Annotated in this window: 28 protein-coding genes; 19 read left to right on the forward strand and 9 right to left on the reverse strand. The window is 63.5% G+C overall.

Annotated features, from left to right (window positions below):
* Positions 1-36 precede the first annotated feature (36 nt).
* Positions 37-2,352, forward strand: a complete 2,316-nt coding sequence (locus tag FYB76_RS24845) for a penicillin-binding protein 1A (protein WP_088756897.1) — start codon at positions 37-39, stop codon at positions 2,350-2,352.
* A gap of 149 nt (positions 2,353-2,501) precedes the next feature.
* Here FYB76_RS24845 and FYB76_RS24850 read toward each other — a convergent pair whose 3' ends face one another.
* From FYB76_RS24850 to FYB76_RS24865, 4 genes are all read right to left on the reverse strand, one after another.
* Positions 2,502-3,689, reverse strand: coding sequence for a serine hydrolase (locus FYB76_RS24850; RefSeq protein ID WP_154135401.1), 1,188 nt, complete (start codon positions 3,687-3,689; stop codon positions 2,502-2,504).
* A 38-nt stretch (positions 3,690-3,727) separates the two neighbouring features.
* The gene (queC, locus tag FYB76_RS24855; protein WP_154135402.1) at positions 3,728-4,468 is read right to left on the reverse strand and encodes a 7-cyano-7-deazaguanine synthase QueC; all 741 of its coding nucleotides are present in this window, start codon (positions 4,466-4,468) and stop codon (positions 3,728-3,730) included.
* Between the two features lie 118 nt (positions 4,469-4,586).
* Positions 4,587-5,357 (reverse strand): DUF3108 domain-containing protein, encoded by a 771-nt coding sequence (locus FYB76_RS24860; RefSeq protein ID WP_088756806.1) that lies wholly within the window; start codon positions 5,355-5,357, stop codon positions 4,587-4,589.
* A gap of 158 nt (positions 5,358-5,515) precedes the next feature.
* The gene (locus FYB76_RS24865; protein ID WP_154135403.1) at positions 5,516-6,649 is read right to left on the reverse strand and encodes a DUF3108 domain-containing protein; all 1,134 of its coding nucleotides are present in this window, start codon (positions 6,647-6,649) and stop codon (positions 5,516-5,518) included.
* A gap of 110 nt (positions 6,650-6,759) precedes the next feature.
* On the opposite strand from FYB76_RS24865, the gene FYB76_RS24870 reads away from it, so the two are divergent.
* The 4 genes from FYB76_RS24870 (at position 6,760) to rfaE2 (ending at position 10,540) form a co-directional block, all read left to right on the forward strand.
* Entirely contained in the window at positions 6,760-8,064 is a 1,305-nt protein-coding gene (locus FYB76_RS24870; protein WP_195724718.1) for a branched-chain amino acid ABC transporter substrate-binding protein, read from the forward strand.
* Positions 8,065-8,093: 29 nt separating this feature from the next.
* On the forward strand, positions 8,094-8,978 hold the full coding sequence (locus FYB76_RS24875) for a PhaM family polyhydroxyalkanoate granule multifunctional regulatory protein (RefSeq protein WP_154135404.1): 885 nt from the start codon (positions 8,094-8,096) through the stop codon (positions 8,976-8,978).
* A gap of 137 nt (positions 8,979-9,115) precedes the next feature.
* Entirely contained in the window at positions 9,116-9,970 is an 855-nt protein-coding gene (locus FYB76_RS24880; RefSeq protein ID WP_088756811.1) for a ferritin, read from the forward strand.
* An 87-nt stretch (positions 9,971-10,057) separates the two neighbouring features.
* Positions 10,058-10,540 carry a D-glycero-beta-D-manno-heptose 1-phosphate adenylyltransferase gene (gene rfaE2 / locus FYB76_RS24885; RefSeq protein WP_088756812.1) on the forward strand — a complete coding sequence of 161 codons (483 nt, stop codon included), beginning with the start codon at positions 10,058-10,060 and terminating at the stop codon, positions 10,538-10,540.
* A 78-nt stretch (positions 10,541-10,618) separates the two neighbouring features.
* On the opposite strand, the gene FYB76_RS24890 is transcribed toward rfaE2, so the two are convergent.
* Together FYB76_RS24890 and FYB76_RS24895 are read right to left on the reverse strand one after the other, a co-directional pair.
* Positions 10,619-11,137, reverse strand: coding sequence for a copper chaperone PCu(A)C (locus tag FYB76_RS24890; protein ID WP_154135405.1), 519 nt, complete (start codon positions 11,135-11,137; stop codon positions 10,619-10,621).
* Positions 11,138-11,225: 88 nt separating this feature from the next.
* On the reverse strand, positions 11,226-11,612 hold the full coding sequence (locus FYB76_RS24895; protein WP_154135406.1) for a DUF2946 family protein: 387 nt from the start codon (positions 11,610-11,612) through the stop codon (positions 11,226-11,228).
* 211 nt (positions 11,613-11,823) lie between these two features.
* On the opposite strand from FYB76_RS24895, the gene FYB76_RS24900 reads away from it, so the two are divergent.
* From FYB76_RS24900 to FYB76_RS24915, 4 genes are all read left to right on the forward strand, one after another.
* Positions 11,824-12,804 (forward strand): ABC transporter substrate-binding protein, encoded by a 981-nt coding sequence (locus FYB76_RS24900; protein ID WP_154135407.1) that lies wholly within the window; start codon positions 11,824-11,826, stop codon positions 12,802-12,804.
* Between the two features lie 142 nt (positions 12,805-12,946).
* Positions 12,947-13,918 (forward strand): ABC transporter substrate-binding protein, encoded by a 972-nt coding sequence (locus FYB76_RS24905; protein ID WP_187697720.1) that lies wholly within the window; start codon positions 12,947-12,949, stop codon positions 13,916-13,918.
* Positions 13,919-14,060: 142 nt separating this feature from the next.
* On the forward strand, positions 14,061-14,954 hold the full coding sequence (locus FYB76_RS24910) for an ABC transporter permease (protein ID WP_134223508.1): 894 nt from the start codon (positions 14,061-14,063) through the stop codon (positions 14,952-14,954).
* Between the two features lies 1 nt (position 14,955).
* Positions 14,956-15,750 (forward strand): ABC transporter ATP-binding protein, encoded by a 795-nt coding sequence (locus FYB76_RS24915; RefSeq protein ID WP_034331301.1) that lies wholly within the window; start codon positions 14,956-14,958, stop codon positions 15,748-15,750.
* Between the two features lie 61 nt (positions 15,751-15,811).
* On the opposite strand, the gene FYB76_RS24920 is transcribed toward FYB76_RS24915, so the two are convergent.
* The gene (locus tag FYB76_RS24920; RefSeq protein WP_088756819.1) at positions 15,812-16,294 is read right to left on the reverse strand and encodes a tRNA (cytidine(34)-2'-O)-methyltransferase; all 483 of its coding nucleotides are present in this window, start codon (positions 16,292-16,294) and stop codon (positions 15,812-15,814) included.
* Positions 16,295-16,331: 37 nt separating this feature from the next.
* Entirely contained in the window at positions 16,332-17,183 is an 852-nt protein-coding gene (locus tag FYB76_RS24925) for a ComF family protein (protein WP_154135408.1), read from the reverse strand.
* Between the two features lie 136 nt (positions 17,184-17,319).
* Between FYB76_RS24925 and FYB76_RS24930 the strand changes: the two genes are divergently transcribed.
* The 8 genes from FYB76_RS24930 to FYB76_RS24960 all read left to right on the forward strand — a co-directional run bounded on the left by FYB76_RS24930 (position 17,320) and on the right by FYB76_RS24960 (position 23,986).
* Positions 17,320-18,264 carry a methyltransferase domain-containing protein gene (locus FYB76_RS24930; protein WP_154135409.1) on the forward strand — a complete coding sequence of 315 codons (945 nt, stop codon included), beginning with the start codon at positions 17,320-17,322 and terminating at the stop codon, positions 18,262-18,264.
* 426 nt (positions 18,265-18,690) lie between these two features.
* Positions 18,691-19,161: a DUF2244 domain-containing protein gene (locus FYB76_RS24935; RefSeq protein ID WP_154135410.1), complete on the forward strand. Its 471-nt coding sequence runs from the start codon at positions 18,691-18,693 to the stop codon at positions 19,159-19,161.
* 22 nt (positions 19,162-19,183) lie between these two features.
* Positions 19,184-20,344 carry a cytochrome c oxidase subunit II gene (gene coxB, locus FYB76_RS24940; protein ID WP_088756825.1) on the forward strand — a complete coding sequence of 387 codons (1,161 nt, stop codon included), beginning with the start codon at positions 19,184-19,186 and terminating at the stop codon, positions 20,342-20,344.
* Positions 20,345-20,362: 18 nt separating this feature from the next.
* Positions 20,363-21,982: a cytochrome c oxidase subunit I gene (gene ctaD, locus FYB76_RS24945; RefSeq protein ID WP_088756827.1), complete on the forward strand. Its 1,620-nt coding sequence runs from the start codon at positions 20,363-20,365 to the stop codon at positions 21,980-21,982.
* A 49-nt stretch (positions 21,983-22,031) separates the two neighbouring features.
* Positions 22,032-22,142: a cytochrome oxidase small assembly protein gene (locus FYB76_RS26920; protein WP_220405682.1), complete on the forward strand. Its 111-nt coding sequence runs from the start codon at positions 22,032-22,034 to the stop codon at positions 22,140-22,142.
* The gene (locus FYB76_RS24950) at positions 22,139-22,720 is read left to right on the forward strand and encodes a cytochrome c oxidase assembly protein (protein ID WP_088756829.1); all 582 of its coding nucleotides are present in this window, start codon (positions 22,139-22,141) and stop codon (positions 22,718-22,720) included. Before FYB76_RS26920 ends, FYB76_RS24950 begins: the two co-directional genes overlap by 4 nt.
* A gap of 19 nt (positions 22,721-22,739) precedes the next feature.
* On the forward strand, positions 22,740-22,970 hold the full coding sequence (locus FYB76_RS24955) for a DUF2970 domain-containing protein (protein ID WP_154135411.1): 231 nt from the start codon (positions 22,740-22,742) through the stop codon (positions 22,968-22,970).
* 155 nt (positions 22,971-23,125) lie between these two features.
* The gene (locus FYB76_RS24960) at positions 23,126-23,986 is read left to right on the forward strand and encodes a cytochrome c oxidase subunit 3 (RefSeq protein WP_088756833.1); all 861 of its coding nucleotides are present in this window, start codon (positions 23,126-23,128) and stop codon (positions 23,984-23,986) included.
* Between the two features lie 72 nt (positions 23,987-24,058).
* On the opposite strand, the gene FYB76_RS24965 is transcribed toward FYB76_RS24960, so the two are convergent.
* Positions 24,059-24,259: a twin transmembrane helix small protein gene (locus FYB76_RS24965; protein ID WP_088756835.1), complete on the reverse strand. Its 201-nt coding sequence runs from the start codon at positions 24,257-24,259 to the stop codon at positions 24,059-24,061.
* 108 nt (positions 24,260-24,367) lie between these two features.
* Here FYB76_RS24965 and FYB76_RS24970 point away from each other — a divergent pair, with 108 nt between their 5' ends.
* Positions 24,368-25,084 (forward strand): SURF1 family protein, encoded by a 717-nt coding sequence (locus FYB76_RS24970; RefSeq protein WP_154135412.1) that lies wholly within the window; start codon positions 24,368-24,370, stop codon positions 25,082-25,084.
* Positions 25,071-25,703: a cytochrome C oxidase subunit I gene (locus FYB76_RS24975; RefSeq protein WP_154135413.1), complete on the forward strand. Its 633-nt coding sequence runs from the start codon at positions 25,071-25,073 to the stop codon at positions 25,701-25,703. Before FYB76_RS24970 ends, FYB76_RS24975 begins: the two co-directional genes overlap by 14 nt.
* Positions 25,704-25,706 lie beyond the last annotated feature (3 nt).

Consider the following 25,706-nt stretch of genomic DNA (forward strand, 5'->3'; position numbering starts at 1 on the left):
GCGGATGCCCCCGCAGAAAAGGCGCCCCGCAAGCGCATGCACTGGTCGCTGCGCATCCTCCTGGGTTTGTTCGGTACCGTGCTGGGCCTGGTGGTGATGGTGCTCCTGGGCGTGACCTTCATCGTCGCCCTGACCTATCCCAAGCTGCCCGACCTCGATACGCTGACCGACTATCGTCCCAAGATCCCGCTGCGCATCTTCTCCGCCGATGGTGTGCTGATCGGTGAATTCGGTGAGGAACGCCGCAACCTGGTCCACTTCAAGGACATCCCGGACATCATGAAGAAGGCCGTCCTGGCCATCGAGGATGACCGCTTCTACGAACACGGCGGTGTCGATTACCAGGGGATTGCCCGCGCGACCTTCTCCAACCTCTCCGGCGGCGGCGGCGGTGCCTCCACCATCACGCAGCAGGTGGCGCGCAACTTCTTCCTGACCAGCAACGAGCCGACCTTCCTGCAGAAGGCCACGCGCAAGTTCTTCTACGAGATCCCGCTGGCCTGGAAGATCGAGAACAACCTGACCAAGGACCAGATCCTTGAGGTCTACATGAACCAGATCTATCTGGGCCAGCGTGCCTACGGCTTCGCCTCGGCCGCCCAGATCTATTTCGGCAAGCAGCTGAAGGACCTCACCATCGCCGAAGCGGCCATGCTGGCCGGCCTGCCCAAGGCACCCTCGGCCTACAACCCGGTGGTCAATCCCAAGCGCGCGCATGCGCGCCAGCAGTACATCCTCTTGCGCATGCGCCAGCTGGGCTACATCACCGATGCCCAGTACCAGGAAGCCAAGGATGAGGAATTGCGCGTCAAGGGCGACAGCTCGGCCTTCGGCATGCACGCCGAATACGTGGCTGAAATGGCGCGCCAGCTGGTCTATGCGCAGTACAAGGACGAGACCTACACGCGCGGCCTGAACGTCTTCACCACCATCACCAAGGCCGACCAGGACGCCGCCTACATCGCCCTGCGCCGCGGCATCATCGACTATGAGCGCCGCCACGGCTATCGCGGTCCGGAAGGCTACATGGAGCTGCCCGAGAAGGCCACCAAGGACGCCGTCGAAGATGCGGTCGAAGTGGAGCTGGCGGATCACCCCGACAGTGACGACATGGTTGCGGCCGTGGTGCTGGAGGCCAAGCCCAAGGAAATCACCGCCATGCTCTCCACCGGCGAAGAGATCAGCATCTCCGGCGCCGGCCTGGGCTTTGGCGCCAACCTGCTCTCGGACAAGGCCCCGCCGCAGAAGAAGATTCGCCGTGGCGCCATCATCCGCGTCTTCCAGGATGGCAACAGCTGGATCATCACCCAGATGCCGGAAGTGGAATCGGCCTTCGTCTCGGTGAACTCGCGCGATGGCGCAATCCGCTCGCTGGTGGGCGGCTTCGACTTCAACCGCAACAAGTTCAACCACGTCACGCAGGCGTGGCGCCAGCCGGGTTCGTCGTTCAAGCCCTTCATCTATTCGTCGTCGCTGGAAAAGGGCTTGTCGCCGGCCACCATCATCAATGATGCGCCGCTGACCTTCACCCAGACCGGTGGCCAGGTGTGGCAGCCGAAGAACTATGGCGGCAAGTTCGAAGGCCCCATCTCGATGCGCCGCGCCTTGCAGAAGTCGATCAACCTGGTCTCCATCCGCATCCTGGAGCGCGTGGGCGTGAAGTATGCGCAGGAATACATCACCCGCTTCGGTTTCGATGCCGACAAGAACCCGCCCTACCTGACTCTGGCACTGGGTGCGGGCAACGTGACGCCGCTGCAGATGGTGGGCGCGTATTCGGTATTCGCCAACGGCGGCTACAAGATCAATCCCTACCTGATCACCAAGGTCACCGACAGCAACGGCGAAGTCCTCTCGCAGGCCAAGCCGGCCACCGCCGACGATGAATCCAACCGCGTCATCGACGCCCGCAATGCCTTCATCATGGACAGCATGCTGCGCGACGTGGTGCGCCATGGCACCGCGGTCAAGGCCTTGTCGTTGAAGCGTACCGACCTGGCCGGCAAGACCGGTACCACCAACGATTCCATGGATGCCTGGTTCGCCGGCTATCAACCGGGCCTGACTGCAATCGCCTGGATCGGCTACGACCAGCCCAAGAGCCTGGGTGACCGCGAAACCGGTGGCGGCCTGGCCCTGCCGGTGTGGATCAGCTACATGTCCAAGGCCCTCAAGGATGTGCCCAATGTGGACCGCAAGGTGCCGGATGGCGTGATCGAGTCGGGTGGCGAGTATTACTATGCCGAGTTCCCGCCCAGCGCCATGGTGCGTGACCTGGGCATGGGCGATCGCGGTGGACTGACACCGGAAGAAGAAAAGGCCAAGACGCAGATGAAGAACGAGCTGTTCTGATACCCCGGCTTTTGATTTTTGGTGAGCGGATAAAAAATATAAACGATTTATATCATTTAAATTTTTTCCGTTGATCATTGCTCCAAATGAAAACCGCCTGTTGCAAGACAGGCGGTTTTTTCATGGGCATCGACATTGCGCCGTCAGGATCAATCCTTGCCCGACACCACATGGCTGATGCTGCGCATGGCCAGCAGGGTCAGTACTTCATCCTGCTCGGTGCCGTAGTCGCTGAGTTTGACGATCACCGTGCGCGTGGCCGGGTTGACGTAGATGTATTGGCCGAACACGCCGATGGCCGAGAAGTCGCGGTCATTGGCATTGCCCGGCGGGATCCACCAGCCATCGCGATAGTCCAGTGCATTGCCGGTGTTGACCGGCTGGCGCGGCTCGGCGGCCCAGGTGGGGCTGACGATCTGTTGCCCGCCCATGCGTCCACCCTGCAGGTAAAGCAAACCGAGGCGGGCGAAGTCACGGGCCGTGGTATTGAGGCAGCAGAAAGCCTTTTCCACACCATGCTGCCGGCTATCCACGCTCCAGCTGGCCTCCTGCTCCATGCCCAGCGGCTCCCACAGCACCTGCTGGGCGAAGTCGGACAGGCGCATGCCGGTCGCGCGCGCCAGCACCCGCGACAGGATCAGCGTATCGACGCTGCGATATTCGAAGCGCGACCCCGGCGTGAAACGCAGGCCGCTGCGGCGGGCGATGAAGCGCTGCAGGTCGGTGCTGACGAACATGCGCACCACCGGCGAGGCGAGCGAGCCGCCGTAGTTTTCATCGACATCGATGCCCGAGCGCATGTCCAGCAGCTGGCCGACGGTGATGTTGGCGTAAGCCGGCGAAATTTCATCGGGTTTCAGGTAGCGGCCGATGGGATCGTTGAGCGACTTGATCTTGCCCTGTTTCAGCGCCACACCGGTCAGCGCCGAAACGAAGGATTTGGCCACCGAGAATGACGTAAAGCGCGAATTGGCATCGTAGCCATCGATGTAGCGCTCATAGACCACGTTGCCATCCTGGATCACCACGAAGGCGTGCGTCGCCGTGCCCTTGATGAAATCGAGCAGCGGCAGCGGCTTGCCATCCTTCCAGGGCACATCGATGTTGAGCGGGCGCAGTACCGTGGGCAGCGGCTGGGGGTGCGAGGATGGCGCAATCGGATGGTCCTCGAACACCTTGTAGCTCTGGCTGCGCGGGGTCAGGTCGAATTGCAGGTCGACCAGCGCAGGCAGGCTGGGCAGGTCGGCGATGCGGCGGCCGATCTCGGCGCCGGCCAGCAGCACCAGCAAGGCGGCTGCGCTGCGGGCGAGCAGGGTGGTGGTGCGGGCGTGGGGCATGAGGCTCGTTCTTGGAATGGTGAGCCTATTGTGCCCGATTACCCGGCGCTTTTGCTTGCCGCATACTGTTCATAGCCACGGGCGCGCAGTTCGCAGGCCGGGCACTTGCCGCAGCCATGGCCCCAGTCGTGCAGCTGGCCGCGCTCGCCCAGGTAGCAGGTGTGGGTATCGGCGCGGATCAGGTCCACCAGCGCGGTGCCACCCAGCGATTCGGCCAGGGACCAGGTCTGGGCCTTGTCGATCCACATCAGCGGGGTTTCCACCTTCAGCTGCGTGGCCATGCCCAGGTTGAGCGCCACTTGCAGGGCTTTCATGGTGTCATCACGGCAATCGGGATAGCCAGAAAAATCGGTCTCGCACATGCCACCGACCAGCACGTTCAAGCCGCGGCGGTAAGCCAGCGTGGCGGCCACGGTCATGAACAGCAGGTTGCGGCCGGGCACGAAGGTATTGGGCAGGCCGTTGTCCTGCATGGCGATGGCGACATCGCGCGTCAATGCCGTGTCGGAAATCTTGCCGATCAGCGACAGGTCGATCATGTGGTCCTCGCCCAGGCGGGACTGCCATTCGGGCGAGAAGCCCTTGATCTTTTCCAGCAGGGCCGGACGCACTTCCAGTTCGATGGCATGGCGCTGGCCGTAGTCGAAGCCGATGGTCTCCACCCGTTGATAGCGCGACAGCGCCCAGGCCAGGCAGGTGGTGGAATCCTGGCCGCCGGAGAAGAGCACCAGGGCGCTCTGGGTGTTCAGGGTCGGGGCGATGGCGGGGATAGCGGACATGGTCGGGCTCAACAAGTAATCGGAATCTGGGAATCAGGCGGGGGAACGGTGCAGAAACGGGCGCGGGGCCAGGCGGCATCGCTGCCGGCCTGGCCCCGCGCCTGCAATAGCGGCAAGCTTAGTTGGTTTTCTTGACCGAATCCAGCACCTGCTCGATATAGTCGCCATTGGGATCGGTGAACTTCAGGCGCACCGGATACCACTCCATCTTGGGCGCCAGCCAGATGTCGAGTTTCTGGGCCTGGTCGTCCGGGGGCGGATTGCGGAACAGGTGCAGGGCTTCGGTCTCGCCCTGGGCGGTCTTGATCTTTTCGCGGCCAACCACCTTGAAGGTCCATTGCTCGGCATCACGCGGACCGGCCACGAAGAAATTCCACTCCGAACCCGGCTTCATCTTGGCGGCATTGGCACGGGCAATCGCCACGAACTGCCAGGTGATGCCGGTACGGTCCTGCTCGCCGCCCTGCAGCGGGAAGCTTTCGGCCGATTCGGTGAAGGTGATCTTGTTCTGTTCGCGATTGAAGGTGGTGGTGGTCGGTTCGCGGCGCAGGCGCTTTTCGACGAAACGCGACGGTGCCAGGCCGTAGGCGTCGATGCTGCCTTCACTGCTGGTTTCCAGGATCTTGCCCAGCAGCATGGCGCGGGTTTCGGTGTTGACGCTGTAGGCGGTCTTGCTCTGCGTCCATTTCACCAGGCCTTCACCCTTCAAGTCCAGCCCGCTTTGCTTGGCGCTGATGGCGTAATGCAGCTCGGCCGAAGGCGGCAGGTTGAAGGGGCGCTTGTCCACCGGGTGCGGACCGTCGGCGGCCCATGCCGGGGCGGCGGCCAGCAGGGCGGCCAGGGGCAGTGCGGCAAGGGTGGTTTTGAGGCGATATGAAAGTAAGGTCATGGCGAGCTCTTCGTGTTGGTCTCTGTGGGGCTTGGCGATGAGGCAAGGCCGAGCCATATGAAGCAATACGACCAGAATGCCGGGGCACGGTTCTGCCGTCTTGGCGCGTAATTGTGCGCAATTGTTTCCGATTTTGACAGGGCTTGCAGGATCTGGTCTCACTGAGCGGCCGGTTTGAGGCCCGACAAGTCCAGCTGGGTGTAGTCACCGTTGGGCCGCAGGTCGGTATAGCGCACCCGCACCGGATACCACTCATGCTGCGGGGCCAGCCAGATATCGACGCGGTCGTCATAGGAGCCGGGCTTGGGCTGGCGCACCACGTGCCAGGTCTGTACGGTGCCGATGGGCAGCGTCAGACTTTCCTGGCCCAGCACCTGCACGCGCCAGATTTCGCCATCGCGCACGCCGGCCACGAACAGGTCGATCACCGCCCCCGGCTGGAGCTGCCCGGGATCGCCACGGCCGATGGCGGCCAGTTGCCAGATCAGGCTGGCGCGGTCCTGCTCGCCGCCCCGGCGCGGGTAGCTGGTGGTGGAGGCGGAAAAGCTGACGACATTGCGTTCACGGTTGAAATGGGTATTGGTGGCCGACTTGAAACCCTTTTGCTCCGTGTAGAGCTCGGGCGACACGCCCCAGGCATCGAGCTCGCCCACGCTGGTGAAATTGAGGAGCGTGAAGAACAGCGCCTTGGCCTTGCCTTCCACCTTGTAGCGCTGGCCTTCGTTGGTCCAGGCGATGCTGCCACGGCCGTAAGCCGGCTGCTGGTCCTTGGTACCGGTGACGTCGTATTCCAGCAGAACGCTGGGCGGGGCGCTGGTCTGGTATTGCTTGCCGGTGGCGTCCCCTGGCGCATCGCCGCTGCCGGTCGCGGTGCTTGCCGTGCCGCTGCCCTGTCCGTTACCGGGCGAGGCCGGGCCTGCAGCTTCAGCAGCGGCGGGCGCAGCGACCGCTTGCGGCGCTTCCGGGACGGGCGTGGTGATGCGTTCGACGGTCTCGCGGATAGGCTCGTCAGGTGGTTCGATGGACGGTTCAGGGCTACGCCGGGGCTGCGCGGCGGCACGAGGTCTGGCGGTTGCCGGTGTGGCCGCCTTGGGTTGCACCGGCAGCGCTACCGGCTGCTCCGGTGGCGGCACCGGGCGCAGTTCCACCGTGATGGCCTGTTCCTGCGTCTGGCCCGGCATCACGATCTGGCGTCGGCCCCAGTCCACCAGCGCGGCGTGCAGGGCCAGGCTCGATGCAATCAGGATCAGCAGGCGCGGCCAGCGCCGGGTGGGACGGGAAACTTCGCTCATGCCCGCCAGTGTATCGGATCAAGCAAGGAGCGTCGTGGGGGCGCAGCGCAAAGGAGGGCCATTTCAAACAACGTACAATGCGGGTTTTGCCGTTGTCCCTTGCAGAATCGATGAACCTGTCCCTGTCTTCCCGCCTGCCCCTGCGCGTGTTCCCGGCCGTCCTGCTGGCACTGGCCGCCGCTTCCGCCACTGTCTCCAGTATTGCTGCGCCCTTGCCGCCGGTACGCATCGGCATGATCGATGGCCTCTCCGGTCCCTTCGCCAATGCCGGCGAAGCGGTGGTGCGCAACATCACCTACGCCATCGAGCGCGTCAATGCGCGCGGCGGCGTGAGCCTGCCCGATGGCAAGCACCTGCTGCAGCTCTCCACCTTCGACAACAAGCTGGGCGTGGAAGACTCGCTGGTGCAGTTCCGCCAATTGACCGACGAGCGCATCCCCTTCCTGATCGAGGGCAACAGCTCGGCCGTGGCTGCCGCGCTCATCGATGCGGTCAACAAGCACAACCAGCGCGAGCCGGACCGGCGCGTGCTATTCCTGAATTACTCGGCGGTCGATCCCACGCTGACCAACGAGAAATGCAGCTTCTGGCATTTCCGTTTCGATGCCAGCGCCGACATGCGCATGCAGGCCCTGACCGAAGCCATCAAGGCCGATCCGGCCACCAAGAAGGTCTACCTGATCGGCCAGGACTACAGCTTCGGCCGCCAGGTCGCCAAGGCCGCGCGCGAGCAGATCACGGCCAAGCGTCCCGATATCGCCATCGTCGGCGACGAGCTGCATCCCATCGGCAAGATCAAGGATTTCGCCCCCTACATCGCCAAGATGCGCAGCGCCGGGGCCGACGCCGTCATCACCGGCAACTGGGGCAATGACCTCACGTTGCTGGTGAAGGCCGCCCGCGATGCCGGCTTCAAGGCCAAGTTCTACACCTTCTATGCCAACAGCCTGGGTGCGCCGGCGGCCATTGGGGACGCGGGCGTGGGCGTGGTGCGTGCGGTGGCTGAATGGCATCCCAATGCGGGTGGCAATCCGGGTTCGCCCAGCGACGCCTACTACCAGGATTTCCGCAAGCGCTACCCGCAGCCCAAGGATGATTACCTCTACCTGCGCATGCAGGTGATGATCGACATGCTGGTCAAGGCCATCGAGAAAGCCAGGAGCACCGATCCCAAGGCGGTTGCATATGCATTGGAAGGCGCGCATTATCAGAACGCCTTCCACGAGGCGACCTTGCGGGCCGAGGATCACCAGCTGATCCAGCCGCTCTACCTGATGCAGATGCAGCGCGCCGACAGCGGCGGCATCCGCTTCGACAATGAGGGCAGCGGCTTCGGATTCCGTACCGAGCGCTTCATCCCGGCCGAGCAGACCGCACTGCCGAGCACGTGCCGGATGCAGCGCCCGCCACGCTGAGCACGACACCACAACAAGAGGAGCGATCAATGTTGAACCATGAGCAGATGCCGGGCGCAGGCTCGGTAGCCGATACCATCGAATTCATGAAGAAGATGTGGAGCAGCATGGGCGCCCCTGCCATGGCCACGCCCTCGCTGTCGGTGGAGGACATCAACAAGAAGATCAGCGACCTGAAGACCGTGGCCTCCTGGCTGGAGCTGAACCTGAACATGCTCAAGGCCACCATCCAGACCCTGGAAGTGCAGAGCGCAACCCTCTCCACCCTGCAGGCCATGAGCGAGATCATGGCCTCGCGCGGCACGCCGCAGGCTGAGGCCCCGGCCGATGATGAGGGCAGTGCGGCGCCGGCTTTCCCCTTCGGTTTCCCGATGTGGCCGGGGGCAGGGGCCAAGCCTGAGGAAGCCGCTGAAGAAAAAGCCGAAGCCGTGGACGAAGGGGCGGACGCTCCTGATGTTGCAGAAGAGCAATCCGGTGCGCCTCACGCAGATGCCGAACCGGCTGCAGGCGCCGAGGGCGGCACGCCCCCGGCGCCGGATATCCAGTCTGCCATCGCCAATCCCAATGCCTGGTGGAATGTGTTGCAGGAGCAATTCAAGCATGCCGTCGGCAACGCCCTGGCCGGCGGCCTGGCCGAGCAGGAGCCGCTGTTGAAGCCCGCCAAGCCGCCCAAGCCCGCGCCGGCCCCCAAGCGTAGCGAAAATAAGACAGTTGCCCCCAAGCCCAAGGCAGGCGCCAAAGCCAAGCCCGCTGGCGTTTCCAAGGCGGCCAAGGGAACCAAGGCGGCCCCGAAGAAGCCACCGGTCAAGAAAGCGCCCAAGCGTGCGGAAAATACGAGCGCGCCCGCCCGCACCGCTGTTGTACAATCCCGGCAAAACAAGAAGCCAGCCTCCCGCAAGCCAAATTCCCCCTGATCTACGCCATGGCAGAGCCTGGCCCTGGGCGCAGCCGCGCCGGGCCTCTGTCATATTGCTGAAACCTGACCGTTTTAGTATGGATCGGGAAAATCTTGTTAAAATCAAACACTTAACGCATATAGGCACATACTGAGATGCTGTACCCAGAATTGTTCAAATCGCTAGAGCAGGTCCGTTGGAATATGGATAAGGATATTCCCTGGGACAAGTTCGACGCTTCCTTGCTCACCGACGAACAGGCGCAGACCATCCGCATGAACGCCATCACGGAATGGTCGGCGCTGCCGGCCACCGAGATGTTCCTGCGCGACAATCGCGGGGACAGCGATTTCTCGGCATTCATGTCGGTATGGTTCTTCGAGGAACAGAAGCACTCGCTGGTGCTGATGGAATACCTGCGCCGCTTCCGCCCGGACCTGTGCCCGACCGAAGAAGAACTGCACAACGTGCGCTTCGAGTTCGATCCCGCCCCGCCGCTGGAAACCCTGATGCTGCACTTCTGCGGCGAGATCCGCCTGAACCACTGGTACCGCTGTGCCGCCGACTGGCACACCGAGCCGGTCATCAAGCAGATCTACAAGATCATCAGCCAGGACGAAGCCCGCCACGGCGGCGCCTACCTGCGCTACATGAAGAAGGCCCTGAACGAAGTGGGCGACAAGGCCCGTGCCGCCTTCGCCAAGATTGGCGTGTTGATGGCCTCGGCGCGCCGCACCGAAAAGCCGCTGCACCCGACCAACCTGCACGTGAACCAGGCGCTGTTCCCCAATGACACCGTCCAGAGCCGCCTGCCGGATCCGGAATGGCTGGAACGCTGGCTGGACAACCAGATCAAGTTCGACGGCGAGTGGGAGAAGAAGGTCGTGGACCGCATCCTGCACAACATGTCGCTGCTGTTCGAACGTACCTTCAGCAACGTCCAGGAGCTGAACCGCTACCGCAAGGAAGTGACCCAGCGGATCATGCCGGCCGGCGCGGCCGCAGCCTGATCGGGAAAAATCCTTCACGGGCAGTACAATGGCAAAGCCGCAACCTCGGGTTGCGGCTTTTTTCATCCTGCAACGATTCTCCTCAAGATGGCCGACTTCGAATCCAAACTCTGCACCCGCGACGAACTCCAGCAGCGCGTAGCGCAATTGCCCAAGCCGGTGGTGATGACCAATGGCGTCTTCGACATCCTGCATCGCGGCCACGTGACCTATCTGGCGCAGGCCCGCGCCCAGGGCGCCTCGCTGGTGGTGGCGGCCAATACCGATGCGTCGGTCAAGCGCCTGGGCAAGGGCGATGACCGTCCCATCAACACCTGCGAAGACCGCATGGCGGTGCTGGCGGCGCTGGAATCGGTGTCGCTGGTGGTCCCCTTCGATGAAGACACGGCGCTGGAAGCCGTGCAGCAGGCGCGACCGGAAATCTACGTCAAGGGTGGCGACTACGACATGCACGCCATCCCCGAAGGGCAGGCTGTGGCGGCCTATGGCGGCCAGGTGCTGGCCATCGCCTTCGAGCATGACCGCTCCACCACCAAGCTGCTGGCCAAGGTGCGTAAGCTGGCCGGCTGATCGCGGCACGCTGCAAACGACAAGGCCGGCAGGAGCATCGCTCGCTGCCGGCCTTGTCGTTTCAGGCTACGCGGTGGGTCAGTGGTGCATGTGACCCTTCATGTCCTTCATGTCATCCTTGCCCGCCGCTGCCGCATTGCGGTCTTCGACGTTGAAGGTCACCTCGACCTTGCCGGCCTTCTCGAAGGTCAGCGTGGCCGGGACCTTTTCACCCGCCTGCAGCGGCTTGGACAGGCCCATCAACATGAGGTGGTAGCCATTGCCCGGCTGCATGGTGATCTTCTGGCCGGGTTTGACTTCCAGGCCACCATCGAGCTCGCGCATTTTCATGACGTTGCCTTCCATGGCCATGGTGTGGATTTCACCCGACTTGGCCACCGGCGAGGACACGCCCACCAGGCGATCCGGCGCGCTGCCCTTGTTCTCGATGCTCAGGTAGGCGCCGGCGGCCGGTTGGCCCGGGACCGTCGCGCGGGCGTAGGGATGGCCGATCTCGAGCTGGCCCAGCTTGTATTCATGGGCCTGCGACAGCGGGGCGGCAGCCAGCAGGGCGGAGGTGATGGCCAGGGTGGCCAGCTTTTGGACGAAATGCTTCATATCAGTGATTCCTGGTTGTCTTGTTCATGTCTGGAATGCGGGCGCGCGGCCTGCAGGGGTGGGCGCAAAGGCCCGGGGGACGGCGGGTTCAGGCCGGCGGGGCGCGGGCCCGGGGCGAACCCGGTTCCAGGCTGAGCGAACGCAGGCGTGGTGCAGTGCCGGCCAGCGGATAGCTGATGCCGGGCAGGACCGTGGTATCGAAGGAAGAATCCGCTGCCGGCGAGGCCGCCTGGCTGCCGCAACAGAGCGGGCAATGGCTGGCCGCCAGGTGCGCCGGTGCATTGCCGGAAGCGCCACCGCCTACGCTGCAGATGGCCATGGCCGGGCTGTCCCGCAGGGTGCGCGCGGCGGCCTGCTGCCACCAGGGCGCCGCCACCATCGCCAGCAGCAGCGCCAGGCTGGTCCACACCTGCAGGCGCAGCCAGGGGCGGCGCAAGGCAAGTCGTGGGGGGAAGGGACGCAGGCGGGAAGACATGGGGCCTGATTATAGCGCCCGTCCCCCTTTTTGCCCGGCGCTCTGCTTGATCCCGATCAGGGGATGTCCCGCAATGCGAGCCGCCCGCCCCGCCTGCCAGTGCGGGCGGCGGCGGGCCTTCATGCAAATTGATTGTTGACAGGCGCTAGGCTAGACTTAGCGTCTTTTCGGGTTTTTGGGTTTTCGTTCACATTTTTCCAAGGGAGACTGCATGTCCTACACCAACAAGCTGACACTGCGCGCGATGGTCGCCGCCCTGTCCCTGGCTGCCGTCTGCGCAGCCCCGGCCATGGCTGCCGACAAGTCGGTTGCCGTGACCGCCATCGTCGAACACCCGGCCCTGGACGCCGTGCGTGACGGCGTGAAGGACGAGCTCAAGGAAGAAGGCTTCGAAGCCGGCAAGAACCTGAAGTGGGAATACCAGAGCGCCCAGGGCAACACCGGCACCGCCGCCCAGATCGCCCGCAAGTTCGTCGGTGACAAGCCCGACGTCATCGTGGCCATCGCCACCCCCTCGGCACAAGCCCTGGTGTCGGCGACCAAGAGCATCCCGGTGGTCTATTCCGGCGTGACCGATCCGGTGGCCGCGCAACTGGTGAAGGACTGGAAAGCCTCCGGCACCAACGTCACGGGCGTGTCGGACCTGCTGGAACTGGACAAGCAAATCGACCTGATCAAGCGTGTGGTCCCCAAAGCCAAGCGCGTGGGCATGGTCTACAACCCGGGTGAAGCCAATTCCGCCGTGGTGGTCAAGGCCCTGAAGGAACTGCTGGCCAAGTCCAACATGACCCTGGTGGAAGCCGCTGCACCCCGTTCCGTGGACGTCGGTTCGGCCGCCAAGAGCCTGATCGGCAAGGTCGACGTGATCTACACCAATACCGACAACAACGTGGTGTCGGCCTATGAAGCCCTGGTCAAGGTCGGCAACGACGCCAAGATCCCGCTGGTGGCCTCCGACACCGACAGCGTCAAGCGCGGCGCCATCGCTGCCCTGGGCGTGAACTACTACGACCTGGGCCGCCAGACCGGCAAGGTGGTCGGCCGCATCCTCAAGGGTGAAAAGCCGGGCGACATCGCCTCGGCCACCAGCAGCAAGCTGGAATTGTTCGTCAACACCGCCGCCGCCCAGAAGCAGGGCGTGACCCTGTCGCCGGAACTGGTGAGCTCGGCCAAGACCGTCATCAAGCAATAAGCAAGGTATCGCCTGAAGATCCCGCTGCCATGCGGGATCTTCCGTATCTGGCCGCAACACCGCAGCAAGATGTGCCCATATGCATAACGGGCCCGGTCGAGAGGAACGCCGAGGCCTGACCACCATGAACGAGGAGAGGACCATGTTTGCAGTATCGAAGTCACTGCGCGCCATCGCCGGCGCGCTCGCCCTGAGCGCTATCTGCGCTTCCGCCCTGGCAGCCGAGAAAGTGGTGGCCATCACCTCCTTCGTCGAACACCCGGCGCTGGACGCCGTGCGTGACGGCACCAAGGATGAACTGATCGCCGAAGGCTTCGAGCCCGGCAAGAACCTGAAGTGGGATTTCCAGAGCGCCCAGGCCAATGCCGGTACCGCCGGCCAGATCGCCAAGAAGTTCGTGGGTGACAACCCCGACGTGATCGTGGCCATCGGCACTCCCTCGGCGCAGCCGATGGTGGCCGCGACCAAGAGCATCCCCATCGTCTACTCGGCCATCGCCGATCCCATGGCCGCGCAGCTGGTCAAGGACTGGAAGCCGTCCGGCACCAACGTGACGGGCCTGTCGCACATGCTGGACCCGGTCAAGCAGGTCGAGGTCATCAAGCGCGTCGTGCCCGAGGCCAAGCGTGTGGGCGTGGTTTACAATCCGGGCGAAGCCAATTCCGTGTCGGCCCTGAACAACCTCAAGGGCGAGCTGCAGAAAGCCGGCCTGACCCTGGTGGAAGCCGCCGCGCCCCGTTCGGTGGACGTGGCCCCGGCCGCCAAGAGCCTGATCGGCAAGATCGACGTGATGTACACCACCACCGACAACAACGTGGTCTCGGTCTTCGAGTCGCTGGCCAAGGTCTGCAACGATGCCAAGATCCCGCTGATCGCCTCCGACACCGGCAGCGTCAAGCGCGGTGCCGTGGCCGCCCTGGGTGTGAACTTCTACGACATGGGCCGCCAGACCGGCAAGGTCGTGGCCCGTATCCTGAAGGGCGAGAAGGCCGGCGAGATTGCCTCGTCGCCGGTCAAGAACCTGGAGCTGTACGTCAATACCTCGGCGGCGCAGAAGCAGGGCGTGACCCTGTCGCCGGAGTTTTTGAAGTCGGCCACCAAGGTCCTCAACTGAAACTGAGCATGACCGCAGTCTGATTCGTCGGCCATGCACCGCCGGCGCCGCACCACCCGTGCAGCGCCGGCGCCACGCAGAAGACATTCGGCATTGGCGTACCGCGCCGTGCCGAATGTGTTTTTTTTAGAAAGTCCTTTTTATGTCGCTGTATACCCTCCTGGGCGCCTTGGAGATCGGCCTGATCTTCAGTCTGGTGGCCCTCGGCGTGCTGATTTCCTTCCGCATCCTGGTGTTCCCTGACCTGACCGTCGACGGCAGCTTCCCGCTGGGCGGCGCGGTGGCCGCCACCATGATCGCAGCCGGTTTCAACCCTTTCCTTGCCACCTTCGTCGCGCTGCTGGCCGGTGCGCTGGCTGGTTTCATCACCGCCTGGCTGAACGTGCGCCTGAAGATCATGGACCTGCTGGCCAGTATCCTGATGATGATCGCGCTGTACTCGATCAACCTGCGCGTCATGGGTAAACCCAACGTGCCGCTCATTTCGGAGCCGACCATCTTCACCATCCTGCAGCCGGACTCGATCCCCGATTACGTGGCCCGACCGCTGATCCTGCTGGTGGTGGTGACTGGTGCCAAGCTGCTGCTGGACTGGTTCTTCTCTTCCGAGATCGGCCTGGCCATGCGCGCCACCGGCGCCAATGCCCGCATGGCGCGTGCCCAGGGCATCGCCACCGGCCGCGCCACGCTGGCCGGCATGGCCCTGGCCAATGCCCTGGTGGCCCTGGCCGGTGCCCTGTTTGCCCAGACCCAGGGTGGATCGGACATCTCCATGGGCATCGGTACCATCGTCATCGGCCTGGCCGCCGTGATCATCGGCGAGAACATCCTGCCGGCGCGCCGCCTGGTGTGGACCACGCTGGCGGTGATCCTGGGCGCGATCCTGTATCGCTTCTTCATTGCCCTGGCGCTCAACAGCGACTTCATCGGCCTGCAGGCGCAGGACCTGAACCTGGTCACGGCCGTGCTGGTGATGCTGGCCCTGGTGCTGCCCATGGGCAAGCGCAAGCTCAAACTGTTGCGGAAGGGAGCCTGAGATGTTGAAAGCCACCGATCTCAAGATCACCTTCAATCCCGGCACGCCCATCGAGAACCCGGCCCTGCGCGGTCTCTCGCTGGAGATCCCGACCGGCCAGTTCGTGGCCGTGATTGGCTCCAACGGGGCCGGCAAGTCGACCTTCCTCAACGCCATCTCCGGTGACCTGCTGGTCGATACCGGCAAGATCGAAATCGACGGTACCGACGTCACCCGCAAGCAGGCCTGGGACCGCGCCGGCATGGTGGCACGCGTGTTCCAGGATCCGATGGCCGGTACCTGCGAGGCGCTGACCATCGAGGAGAACATGGCGCTGGCGATGGCCCGTGGACGCCGTCGCGGCTTCAACTTCGCCATTCGCGGCAAGATGCGCGAGCTGTTCCGCGAGAAGCTGGCCATCCTCAACCTGGGCCTGGAGAATCGCCTCACCGACCGCATCGGCCTGCTCTCGGGCGGCCAGCGCCAGGCGGTGAGCCTGTTGATGGCCTCGCTGCAGCCATCGCGCATCCTGCTGCTGGATGAGCATACGGCCGCGCTGGACCCGAAGACGGCCGCCTTCGTGCTGGAACTGACGGCCAAGATCGTCTCCGAGGCCAAGCTGACCACCATGATGGTGACCCACAGCATGCGCCAAGCGCTGGACTACGGCGACCGCACCGTGATGCTGCACCAGGGCCGCGTGGTGCTGGATGTTTCCGGCCCCGAACGCGCCGGGCTGGACGTGCCGGACCTGCTCAAGATGTTCGAGCAGACGCGCGGCGAGAAGCTCTCGGACGACGCCCTGCTGCTGGGCTGATCGGCCCCGCCAACGAAAACGGCTCCCGCGGGAGCCGTTTTTTCATGGGCGCAGCGGATCCTCAGCTGCCACCGTCATAGCCATTCTGGCGCCAGGCTTCATATACCACCACCGCCACCGTATTGGACAAGTTGATGCTGCGATTGCCCGGCCGCATCGGCAGGCGGATGCGCTGTGCAGTGGGGAAGGATTCACGCCGCTCCGGTGCCAGCCCGCGCGTTTCCGAGCCGAACACGAAGGTATCGCCCGGACGGAAGGCCAGGCCGGCAAAGGGTGTGGAGCCATGCGTGGTCATGGCGAACATGCGTGTCTCATCGAACTGCGGATCCTGGCGGCGATGGGCCAGGAACTGGTCCCAGTCCTTGTGCACCTGCATGTTGGCGTATTCGTGGTAATCCAGCCCGGCACGCCGCATCTTGGCGTCATCGAGCGGGAAGCCGAGCGGCTCCACCAGGTGCAGTTGCGCGCCGGTATTGGCGCACAGGCGGATGATGTTGCCGGTATTGGGAGGGATCTCCGGCTCGACCAGGACGACGTGGAACAAAAAACTCTCCTGCAATGAAAAGAATGGCCGACCCGTTTCAGGTCGGCAGGGTGCGCGCAAAGACCAGGTTGGTCACGCGCCGGGCGCCGTGCCGCTTGAGCACGATCGCCACTTCATTCAAGGTGGCCCCGGTGGTCATGACATCGTCGACGATGCCCACATGCAGCCCACGCACCTGGTCCATGGCCGCGAAGGGCAGGGCGAAGGCCGAACGCACGTTGCGCGCGCGGGCCCCCACCGGCAGGGCCGACTGGGCCTCGGTTTCCTTCTTGCGTTCCAGCAGGCGGGGGAGCACCGGGATGTCCATGAGCTTGCCCAGCGGCCGGGCGATTTCCAGTGCCTGGTTGAAACCGCGTTCCTGCAGGCGCGCCAATCCCAGCGGCACCGGCGCCAGCAAGATCGGCATCGGCAACTGGACGTCGCTGCCCGGCACCGGATTGCGCCGCGTGGCATCGAAGATCAGTCGCGCCAGCAGCGGTGCCAGGCGCAGGTCGCCGCCGAACTTCAAGGCCAGGGCCAACTGGTCGGAGGGGGCGAAATAATCGGTGGCCACGATGGTGGCGTCGAAAGCCGGGCGGTCCTTCAGGCAGGCGCCGCAGCGCAGCTCCTTGCCGGTGACCGGCATGGGCAGGGCGCACTGGATGCAGCGGCGGTGCTGGCGCGTGTAGAAACGTTTGTGGCAGGGCGCGCACAGGGTCTCGCGTCCGGCCGCGCCGCACAGCGCGCAGGAAGACGGCAGCAGTTGCGGCATGTGCGCCAGCAGGCGCTGCAGCCAGCCGGGGTCGCCGGGCTTGCCCGGTCGTGGCGGTTTGCCGGCCACGGCGCGATAGGCGGTACCAGGCTTGGCCTGGGGCGATGCAGCAGCGGGTTTGGAGGATTTGAGATCCATGCGAGGTGCGCCCGGGAAAAATGGATTTCGACTAAACTACGCGCATTATCGCATCAGCCCCGTAGATAGTCGGTCCTTCGCTGGCCGCCCGAGCTTGCCACGCTGCTGCGCAGTCCATCTTCCTGTTCCGTTGCCCATGTCCCTGCCGCCGCCTTCTGCCAGCGCCAAGCTGAGCGCTCCCATCGACCTGCCCCTGGTGCGCCGCCGCTTCGGCCAGCCCCAGCGCGTGGCCGAATCCGATTTCCTGCGGCGCGAAGTGTCGGCCCGCATGCAGGAGCGTCTGGCCCTGGTAAAAATCGCCCCGCGTGAAGTCCTGGACGCCGGATGCGGCGAAGGCGCCGACCTGCCGGTGCTGCAGAAGCGCTATCCCGAGGCCCAGGTGATCGGCCTGGACGGCGCCTACGGCATGCTGGCCAAGGCTGCCGACCACCAGCGCGGCGCGCAGACGGCCATGAACCGCCTGTTCGGTTCCATCAACAAGTGGCTCGGCTCCGGTCCGCATGCCGGCGGGCCGGAACTGGCCTGCGCCGACTTCGCCAGCCTGCCGCTGGCGGCCAATGCGCTGGACCTGGTCTGGTCCAACTTGGCCCTGCACTGGCATCCCCAACCCGACCGCGTGTTTGCCGAGTGGCGTCGCGTGCTGCGGGTGGAGGGCCTGCTGATGTTTTCCTGCTTCGGCCCCGATACCCTGCGCGAAGTGCGCAGCGCCTTCGAACAAATCGATCTTGCACCGCACACCTTGCCCTTCGTCGACATGCACGACTTCGGCGACATGCTGGTCAATGCCGGTTTTTCCACCCCGGTGATGGACATGGAAACCATCACCGTGACCTACGAGACCCCCCAGCGCCTGCTGGAAGACGTGCGCGCCTGGGGCGGCAATCCGCTGGAATCGCGGCGCCGCAGCATGATGAGCCGCAGCCAGTACCAGCGCCTGCTGGCGGCCTTCGAGGCCATGCGCAAGCCCGACGGCAAGATCCCGCTGACCTTCGAGGTCGTCTACGGCCATGCCTTCCGCCCGGTACCCAAGACCACTGCGGCCGGCGAGAGCATCATTCGCTTCGAACGTCCGCCGCGATAGTCGAAACTTCATATAAGGCTTAGTCGCCCAGCCCTATCTGGCCTGCCTGATAGTTGCTGTATCGTTACGCCCTGCCTGTTCCTGCCGAAACCTTCATGTCGCCGCAAAGCCGCGCCCCTGGCGGCTTTGAGCCCGCTATCGGGGTCCGCCGCAGGGGCCGGAAACGCCAGCGTTGTCAATGCGGCGGTGCGTGCTTGATCCATGGCGACGTTAGCCCTTATACTCAAATGGGTAAAAAAATTCACACAAAGAAATTCCAGTACCACCGAATAGCAAGAATAAATAAAGACCGCAAAACGGATAGCCACGGACTGCGCCCCACGCAAGACGGCCCCCGCCAAGAACGGGCAGGCCCGCATCCAGTGAGCATCCCCTGCGGTGAGAGACAGAGACACGCTCGACCGACAATCATGCTGGCGAGGTGCCATGGAGACGCGGGAATGGATATTGAAGCGCAATTGTTCGATTGCGCCACGCCAGCTGGCGTGGGTCTTCGCAGTCCTTTGTACGGTTTCACTCACGGTCGCGCTGGGCTTCACGCTGCGCGGCGCTTGGATCATCCTGGTTTTTTCATGCATTGAACTGGTAGCGGTGGGCGCGGCCATGCTGGTCTACGCCCGTCACGCCACCGATCGCGAAGTGCTGGTGCTGGCCGATCATGGCCTGGAGGTGGAAGTCATCCAGGGCAGCCGTTCGCGTCGCAGCAGCTTGCAGTTGCATGGCATGCGCAGCGCTTTTCCTGTGGGCCGGCAGTCGCTGGTGGCCCTGGAAAGCCGGGGGCAGCGCGTGGAAATTGGCCGGTTCATGAGCTTGTGGCAACGGCGCGCATTCGTGCAGGAGCTGCAACAGGAACTGGCCGCCAGGGGTGGCGGGATGGCAGCACTCTCATTCTTATAATTTTGGGCTTTTGAGGAAATCCATGAAACTTGCGAAGCGCCTTCAATCCTTGACCCTCGGTGCCTCGCTGCTGGCGGCCGGCTTGCCGGCCTGGGCAGTGGTGGATAGTCCGGGCGGACCGGCCGTGCTGCAGATGAATTTCCAGCCACCGGTGACCAAGATCGCCGAGCAGATCTACGACCTGCACATCCTGATGCTCATCATCTGCCTGGTCATCTTCGTGGCCGTGTTCGGGGTGATGTTCTATTCCATCATCAAGCACCGCAAGTCGGTCGGCCACAAGCCCGCCAGCTTCCACGAAAGCACGACCGTGGAAATCGCCTGGACCGTGGTGCCATTCCTGATCGTGATCGGCATGGCCCTGCCGGCCACCAAGACGGTGGTGGCGATGAAGGACACCTCCAACGCCGACCTCACCATCAAGGTCACCGGCATGCAGTGGAAGTGGGGGTATGACTACCTCAAGGGCGATGGTGAAGGAATCTCCTTCCTCTCCAGCCTGGCCACGCCGCGCGAGCAGGTCACCGATCCCACCCTGAAGAAAAACGACAACTACCTCATCGAGGTCGACAATCCGGTGGTGGTGCCCGTCAACAAGAAGGTGCGCATCGTCACCACGGCCAATGACGTGATCCACTCCTGGACCATCCCCGCCTTCGGCGTGAAGCAGGATGCGATTCCCGGCTTCGTGCGCGACACCTGGTTCCGTGCCGAGAAGATCGGCACCTATCGCGGCCAGTGCGTGGAACTGTGCGGCAAGGATCACGCCTTCATGCCCATCGTGGTCAACGTGGTCAGCGATGACGACTACAAGAAATGGGTCGAGGGCAAGAAGAAGGAAATGGCCGCCAAGGCCGACGACCCCAGCAAGGTCTGGACGGTGGATGAGCTGAAGCAGCGCGGCGAGAAGGTCTATGCGGCCAACTGCGTGGCCTGCCACCAGGCCAATGGCAAGGGCGTGCCGGGTGCCTTCCCGGCGCTCGATGGTAGCGCGATGGTCAATGGCCCCAAGGATGGCCAGATCCACATCCTGCTCAACGGCAAGAACGCCATGCCGGCCTGGAAGGGCGTCTTGAACGACACCGAAATCGCCGCCGTGATCACGTATACGCGCAACAGCTGGTCCAACAAGGCCCAGGAAAACATCGTGCAGCCGGCCGAAGTCCTGGCCGCCCGCAAGTAATCGTTTGGAGAACCGGACATGACTACCACCGTCGATCACGCCCCCGATCATTCCCACGATCACGGGCATGGGCACGCTCACGATGACCACGCGCACGACCATCCGCACGGCTGGCGGCGCTGGCTCTTCGCCACCAACCACAAGGACATCGGTACGCTCTACCTGTGGTTCTCGTTCACCATGCTGCTCTCGGGCGGTGTGCTGGCGCTGTTGATCCGGGCCGAGCTGTTCCAGCCGGGCCTGCAGTTCTTCCGTCCTGAATTCTTCAACCAGCTCACCACCATGCACGGCCTGGTGATGGTGTTCGGTGCGATCATGCCCGCCTTCGTGGGCTTCGCCAACTGGATGATCCCGCTGCAGATCGGGGCCTCCGACATGGCCTTTGCGCGCATGAACAACTTCTCGTTCTGGCTGCTGCCACCGGCCGCGCTCCTGCTGGCCGGTTCCTTCCTGGTGCCGGGCGGCGCCACCGCGGCCGGCTGGACGCTGTATGCCCCGCTGTCGACCCAGATGGGCCCCGGCATGGACATGGGCATCTTCGCCATGCACATCATGGGCGCGTCCTCGATCATGGGTTCGATCAACATCATCGTCACCATCCTGAACATGCGTGCCCCCGGCATGACGCTGATGAAGATGCCCATGTTCTGCTGGACCTGGCTCATCACCGCCTACCTGCTCATCGCCGTGATGCCCGTGCTGGCCGGTGCCATCACCATGACGCTGACCGACCGCCACTTCGGCACCTCCTTCTTCAACGCCGCCGGCGGCGGTGACCCGGTGATGTACCAGCACATCTTCTGGTTCTTCGGCCACCCCGAGGTCTACATCATGATCCTGCCGGCCTTCGGCATCGTCTCGCAGATCATCCCGGCCTTCGCGCGCAAGCCGCTGTTCGGCTATGCCTCGATGGTGTATGCGACCGCTTCGATTGCGATCCTCTCCTTCATCGTCTGGGCGCACCACATGTTTACCACCGGCATGCCGGTGACCGCGCAGCTGTTCTTCATGTACGCCACCATGTTGATTGCGGTGCCGACCGGCGTGAAGATCTTCAACTGGATCGCCACCATGTGGCGCGGCTCCATGACCTTCGAGACGCCGATGCTGTTCTCGGTGGGCTTCATCTTCGTCTTCACCATGGGCGGCTTCACCGGCCTGATCCTGGCGGTGACCCCCATCGACATCCAGATGCAGGATACCTACTACGTGGTGGCCCACTTCCACTACGTGCTGGTGGCCGGTTCGCTCTTCGCGCTCTTCGCGGGCTACTACTACTGGGGCCCGAAGTGGACCGGCTTCATGTACAACGAATGGCGCGGCAAGTTCCACTTCTGGGCTTCGCTGATCACCTTCAACATCACCTTCTTCCCGATGCACTTCCTGGGACTGGCAGGCATGCCGCGCCGTTATGCGGATTACCCGGCGCAGTTCACCGACTTCAACATGATTGCCTCCATCGGCGCCTTCGGTTTCGGGCTGTCGCAGGTGTACTTCCTGTTCTTCGTGGTGATCCCCTCGATCAAGGGTGGCAAGAAGGCGGAAGCCAAGCCCTGGGAAGGTGCCGAGGGCCTGGAATGGACCGTGCCCAGCCCGGCGCCTTTCCACACCTTCGAAGAACCGCCGGTGGTGAAGTGATCGCCTGTGGGCAAGACAAATCATCACACCTGATGCAAAGGCAACCCTCATGACCGAACGCAAGAAACCCGACAACCTGCGCACCGGACTGCTGCTGGGACTGGTGGCGCTGGCCTTCTTCGTCGGCATCTTCATCAACCGCATCTGGTTCGCCAAATGAGCAGACAGGACGATCAGGCAGGCCAGTCAGAAGAGGCAACATCACGCGGCCTGAACCGCGTGATGTTCAGGAAGCTGGTGGTGGTGGCTGTGCTGATGTTCGGCTTTGGCTATGCGCTCATTCCGGTCTATCGCAAGATCTGCGAGGTGACCGGCGTGAACTTCCTCACGCCCAAGGATGTGACGGTGGAAGCGCCGGCCAACACGCAGATCGACAAGACGCGCACCATCACCGTGGAGTTCGATGGCAATGCCCAGGGACCGTGGCGCTTCCGCCCGACCGTGGCCAGCATGCAGGTGCACCCGGGCGAGATGACGCAGGTCACCTACGAAGTGGTCAACACCCAGCCGCGCAATGTGGATGCCCAGGCCATCCCGAGCTATGCACCGCTGCAGTCGGCGGCCTTCTTCAAGAAGGTGGAGTGCTTCTGCTTCACGCAGCAGACACTGGGACCGAACCAGGCCAAGCAGATGCCGGTGGTTTTTTATATCGATCCCAAGCTGCCCAAGGAAGTGACCACGATCACGCTGTCCTATACCTTCTTCGAGATCAACGGCAAGGCCAAGACGGCGGGCTGACCAGCCCCGAGGAGCGGGTATGAACGATGAGCTGAAACAGGCGGCGCAGCGCAAGGCCTCCTTCGGCGCGACGATGAAGGCGGTGTTCTGGTCCTTCTTCGGCGTGCGCAAGCGCAAGGATTACGAGTCGGATGCGGCGCGCCTGAATCCGGTGCACGTCATCATCGCCGGCATTCTCGGTGCGGTGATCTTCGTGACCGTGCTGGTGAGCATCGTCAAGCTGGTGGTGCGCAGTGCGGCAGGCGCATGAGGCAGATGATGCGGATGATGCGGATGAGGCTCACCGAAAAAGAGCATTAAGGAAAAGTAAACCCTGTATCGCAAGAGCATTCAACGCAGCTTAATGCCTATCTTTGCTGCTCTTGCCCAGGCCAGGACAATCAGATTTCGTACCGGGAGAAGAACATGAGTTCTCAACAAGCCAAGGCACCCCATTATTTCGTCCCAGGCCCGTCGCGCTGGCCGATGCTGGCGGGCATTTCCATGCTCATCACCATGATCGGGGCCTCGGCCTGGGTCAATGGCGTCTCATGGGCCCCCTACGTCAACCTCCTCGGCATCCTGATGGTGCTGGTGGTGCTGTACTACTGGTTCGGGGATGCGATCCGCGAATCGGAGTCCGGCCTCTACAGCGAGCGCATCGACCTGTCCTATCGCTGGAGCATGAGCTGGTTCATCTTCTCGGAGGTGATGTTCTTCGCGGCCTTCTTCGGTGCGCTGTTCTACGCGCGCAGCATCACCATGCCGTGGCTGGCCGACCTGGACCACAAGGTGATCTGGCCCGACTTCACCGGGCAGTGGGGCAATGTCGGCCCGGCCGGTACGGTGGAAAATTTCACCACCATGGGTCCGTTCCCGATCCCGACCATCAACACCCTGCTGCTGCTGACCTCGGGCGTGACGCTGACCATCTCGCACCACGCCATGCGCGCCGGCCATCGCGCGCAGACGGCTATATGGCTGTTCCTGACCATCCTGCTGGGCGCGGTCTTCATGGGCTTCCAGGCGTATGAATACATCCACGCCTACAGCGAGCTCAACCTCAAGCTCACCTCCGGCATCTACGGTTCGACCTTCTTCATGCTGACCGGCTTCCACGGCTTCCACGTGACCATGGGCGCGATCATGCTGTCGGTGGTGCTCTATCGCGTGCTGCGCGGACACTTCACGCCCACGCATCACTTCGCCTTCGAAGGCGCGGCCTGGTACTGGCACTTCGTGGACGTGGTGTGGCTGGGCCTGTATGTGGTGGTGTACTGGCTGTAAGGCGGGCACCGTCTGCAAAATGACAAAGCCGCACTTCGGTGCGGCTTTTTTGTGGGGTGCGTGCGGATGAAATCAGCGGATGCCGGTCGGCTGTATCCAGCCCAGTTTGTAGCTCAGCAGGATGAAGAGGAACAGCGCCACCGAGAAGCCGACCCGCAGCGTCAGCGCCTGGACCGTGCGATTGCTCTTGCCCTTGTCGCGCATCAGGAAGACCAATGCCGAGGCCAGGCTGGCCAGGATCAGGAGGAAGGCGATGGCGACGACGATTTTCATGAGGATGGAACCCTGTCTCCGAAGGCGTGCATGCGGTATGCTGCGACGCTGATGTGCAAGATTTTTTCTTGTCCTGTGTGCGCTTCATTGTAAGGCCAAACTTCATCGATGCCGACCCGATTCGTTTTTCGCCTCATCCCGTTTTGCGCCACGCTGCTCGTGGCCGCCGCCGGCATTGCGCTGGGACAGTGGCAGACGCATCGCGCCGAAGAGAAGCTGGCCTTGCAGCAGCGCATGCAGGCGCGCGGTGCCGACGCTCCTCTCAGTGCGCTGCCGGGAGATGCGAACGACGCGGAGTTCCGGCATATCCGCCTGCGCGGACACTATCTTGCCCAGTGGACGCTTTACCTGGAGAACCGCCCCTACAATGGCGCGGTCGGCTTCCATGTCCTCACGCTGTTCCAGCCCGAGGGCAGCGGACCGGCCGTAGTCGTGGCACGTGGCTGGGCACCGCGCGATGCCGCCGATCGTACGCGTGTGCCACAGGTGCCGCCGCCCTCGGTTGTCACCGAGGTGGAGGGCGTCCTGCGTCGCGATGCCGGGCACGTGCTGCAACTGGGGACGGCCGATGCGCCGCGTCCGCAGGCCATCCTGCAGAATCTCGATGTGGCGGCGCTGTCCAAGGCCAGCGGCTTGCCGCTCGCGCCGCTGGTGATCGAGCAGGGCGGGGCGGCGGGCGATACCTTGGTGCGCGACTGGCCGGCGCCCTCATTGGGCATCGATCGTCATCGTGGCTATGCCGTGCAGTGGTACGCACTGGCGGGCATGGCCCTTCTTTTTTTCATCGTGACAGGATTCAAACGTGGTCGTCATGACAAAACCTGAAGCTGCGCAAGCCGCACAAGCCAACCCCGAGGAGGAGGCGCGCCGCCGCCGCATCGGCCGCTGGAAGATGCTGGCGGTGGTGGCCGTGTGCGCCGCCCCGATGATCGCTTCCTACCTCACCTATTACGTGATCAAGCCGCAGAGCCGCAACAACTATGGCGCGCTGATCGATCCGCGCCAGTATCCGATTCCCGATCTCGGCAGCAGTGCCATCGATGGTTCTCCGGCCAAGCTGCAGGATTACAAGGGCAAGTGGGTCATGCTGCAGGTCGATCGCGGCGACTGTGGTGAGCCCTGCCAGAAAAAACTGCTGACCATGCGCCAGCTGCGGCTGATGCAAGGCAAGGAAATGGAGCGCATCGAGCGTGTATGGCTGGTCACCGATCGCGCTCCGGTTGCGACCTTGCTCCTGCGCGAATTCGACGGAACCGATATCCTTCGGGTTGACGCCGGCAAATTGCAGTCCTGGTTGCCGGCCGATGCCGGCACCTCGGCCGAAGACCACATCTACCTGATCGACCCGCTGGGCAACCTGATGATGCGCTTCCCCAAGGACCCCGATCCCGGCAAGATGAAGAAGGACATTTCCAAATTGCTGCGAGCTTCTTCCATCGGCTGATGC

The sequence above is a fragment of the Herbaspirillum sp. CAH-3 genome, from assembly GCF_009668275.1.
GTDB classification, from domain to species: Bacteria; Pseudomonadota; Gammaproteobacteria; order Burkholderiales; family Burkholderiaceae_D; genus Herbaspirillum; species Herbaspirillum aquaticum.

What these genes read in the sequence shown, in the direction of transcription:
- FYB76_RS24865 (WP_154135403.1), bottom strand. Translation starts at nt 6,649, where the DNA reads ATGAGCGAAGTTTCCCGTCCCACCCGGCGCTGGCCGCGCCTGCTGATC.
- FYB76_RS24975 (WP_154135413.1), top strand. Translation starts at nt 25,071, where the DNA reads ATGACAAAACCTGAAGCTGCGCAAGCCGCACAAGCCAACCCCGAGGAG.
- FYB76_RS24915 (WP_034331301.1), top strand. Translation starts at nt 14,956, where the DNA reads ATGTTGAAAGCCACCGATCTCAAGATCACCTTCAATCCCGGCACGCCC.
- FYB76_RS24880 (WP_088756811.1), top strand. Translation starts at nt 9,116, where the DNA reads ATGCTGTACCCAGAATTGTTCAAATCGCTAGAGCAGGTCCGTTGGAAT.
- coxB (WP_088756825.1), top strand. Translation starts at nt 19,184, where the DNA reads ATGAAACTTGCGAAGCGCCTTCAATCCTTGACCCTCGGTGCCTCGCTG.
- FYB76_RS24900 (WP_154135407.1), top strand. Translation starts at nt 11,824, where the DNA reads ATGTCCTACACCAACAAGCTGACACTGCGCGCGATGGTCGCCGCCCTG.
- FYB76_RS24890 (WP_154135405.1), bottom strand. Translation starts at nt 11,137, where the DNA reads ATGAAGCATTTCGTCCAAAAGCTGGCCACCCTGGCCATCACCTCCGCC.
- FYB76_RS24870 (WP_195724718.1), top strand. Translation starts at nt 6,760, where the DNA reads ATGAACCTGTCCCTGTCTTCCCGCCTGCCCCTGCGCGTGTTCCCGGCC.
- rfaE2 (WP_088756812.1), top strand. Translation starts at nt 10,058, where the DNA reads ATGGCCGACTTCGAATCCAAACTCTGCACCCGCGACGAACTCCAGCAG.
- FYB76_RS24905 (WP_187697720.1), top strand. Translation starts at nt 12,947, where the DNA reads ATGTTTGCAGTATCGAAGTCACTGCGCGCCATCGCCGGCGCGCTCGCC.
- FYB76_RS24850 (WP_154135401.1), bottom strand. Translation starts at nt 3,689, where the DNA reads ATGCCCCACGCCCGCACCACCACCCTGCTCGCCCGCAGCGCAGCCGCC.
- FYB76_RS24955 (WP_154135411.1), top strand. Translation starts at nt 22,740, where the DNA reads ATGAACGATGAGCTGAAACAGGCGGCGCAGCGCAAGGCCTCCTTCGGC.
- FYB76_RS26920 (WP_220405682.1), top strand. Translation starts at nt 22,032, where the DNA reads ATGACCGAACGCAAGAAACCCGACAACCTGCGCACCGGACTGCTGCTG.
- FYB76_RS24845 (WP_088756897.1), top strand. Translation starts at nt 37, where the DNA reads ATGCACTGGTCGCTGCGCATCCTCCTGGGTTTGTTCGGTACCGTGCTG.
- FYB76_RS24950 (WP_088756829.1), top strand. Translation starts at nt 22,139, where the DNA reads ATGAGCAGACAGGACGATCAGGCAGGCCAGTCAGAAGAGGCAACATCA.
- FYB76_RS24970 (WP_154135412.1), top strand. Translation starts at nt 24,368, where the DNA reads ATGCCGACCCGATTCGTTTTTCGCCTCATCCCGTTTTGCGCCACGCTG.
- FYB76_RS24930 (WP_154135409.1), top strand. Translation starts at nt 17,320, where the DNA reads ATGTCCCTGCCGCCGCCTTCTGCCAGCGCCAAGCTGAGCGCTCCCATC.
- ctaD (WP_088756827.1), top strand. Translation starts at nt 20,363, where the DNA reads ATGACTACCACCGTCGATCACGCCCCCGATCATTCCCACGATCACGGG.
- FYB76_RS24960 (WP_088756833.1), top strand. Translation starts at nt 23,126, where the DNA reads ATGAGTTCTCAACAAGCCAAGGCACCCCATTATTTCGTCCCAGGCCCG.
- FYB76_RS24860 (WP_088756806.1), bottom strand. Translation starts at nt 5,357, where the DNA reads ATGACCTTACTTTCATATCGCCTCAAAACCACCCTTGCCGCACTGCCC.
- FYB76_RS24910 (WP_134223508.1), top strand. Translation starts at nt 14,061, where the DNA reads ATGTCGCTGTATACCCTCCTGGGCGCCTTGGAGATCGGCCTGATCTTC.
- FYB76_RS24965 (WP_088756835.1), bottom strand. Translation starts at nt 24,259, where the DNA reads ATGAAAATCGTCGTCGCCATCGCCTTCCTCCTGATCCTGGCCAGCCTG.
- FYB76_RS24935 (WP_154135410.1), top strand. Translation starts at nt 18,691, where the DNA reads ATGGAGACGCGGGAATGGATATTGAAGCGCAATTGTTCGATTGCGCCA.
- queC (WP_154135402.1), bottom strand. Translation starts at nt 4,468, where the DNA reads ATGTCCGCTATCCCCGCCATCGCCCCGACCCTGAACACCCAGAGCGCC.
- FYB76_RS24895 (WP_154135406.1), bottom strand. Translation starts at nt 11,612, where the DNA reads ATGTCTTCCCGCCTGCGTCCCTTCCCCCCACGACTTGCCTTGCGCCGC.
- FYB76_RS24875 (WP_154135404.1), top strand. Translation starts at nt 8,094, where the DNA reads ATGTTGAACCATGAGCAGATGCCGGGCGCAGGCTCGGTAGCCGATACC.
- FYB76_RS24925 (WP_154135408.1), bottom strand. Translation starts at nt 17,183, where the DNA reads ATGGATCTCAAATCCTCCAAACCCGCTGCTGCATCGCCCCAGGCCAAG.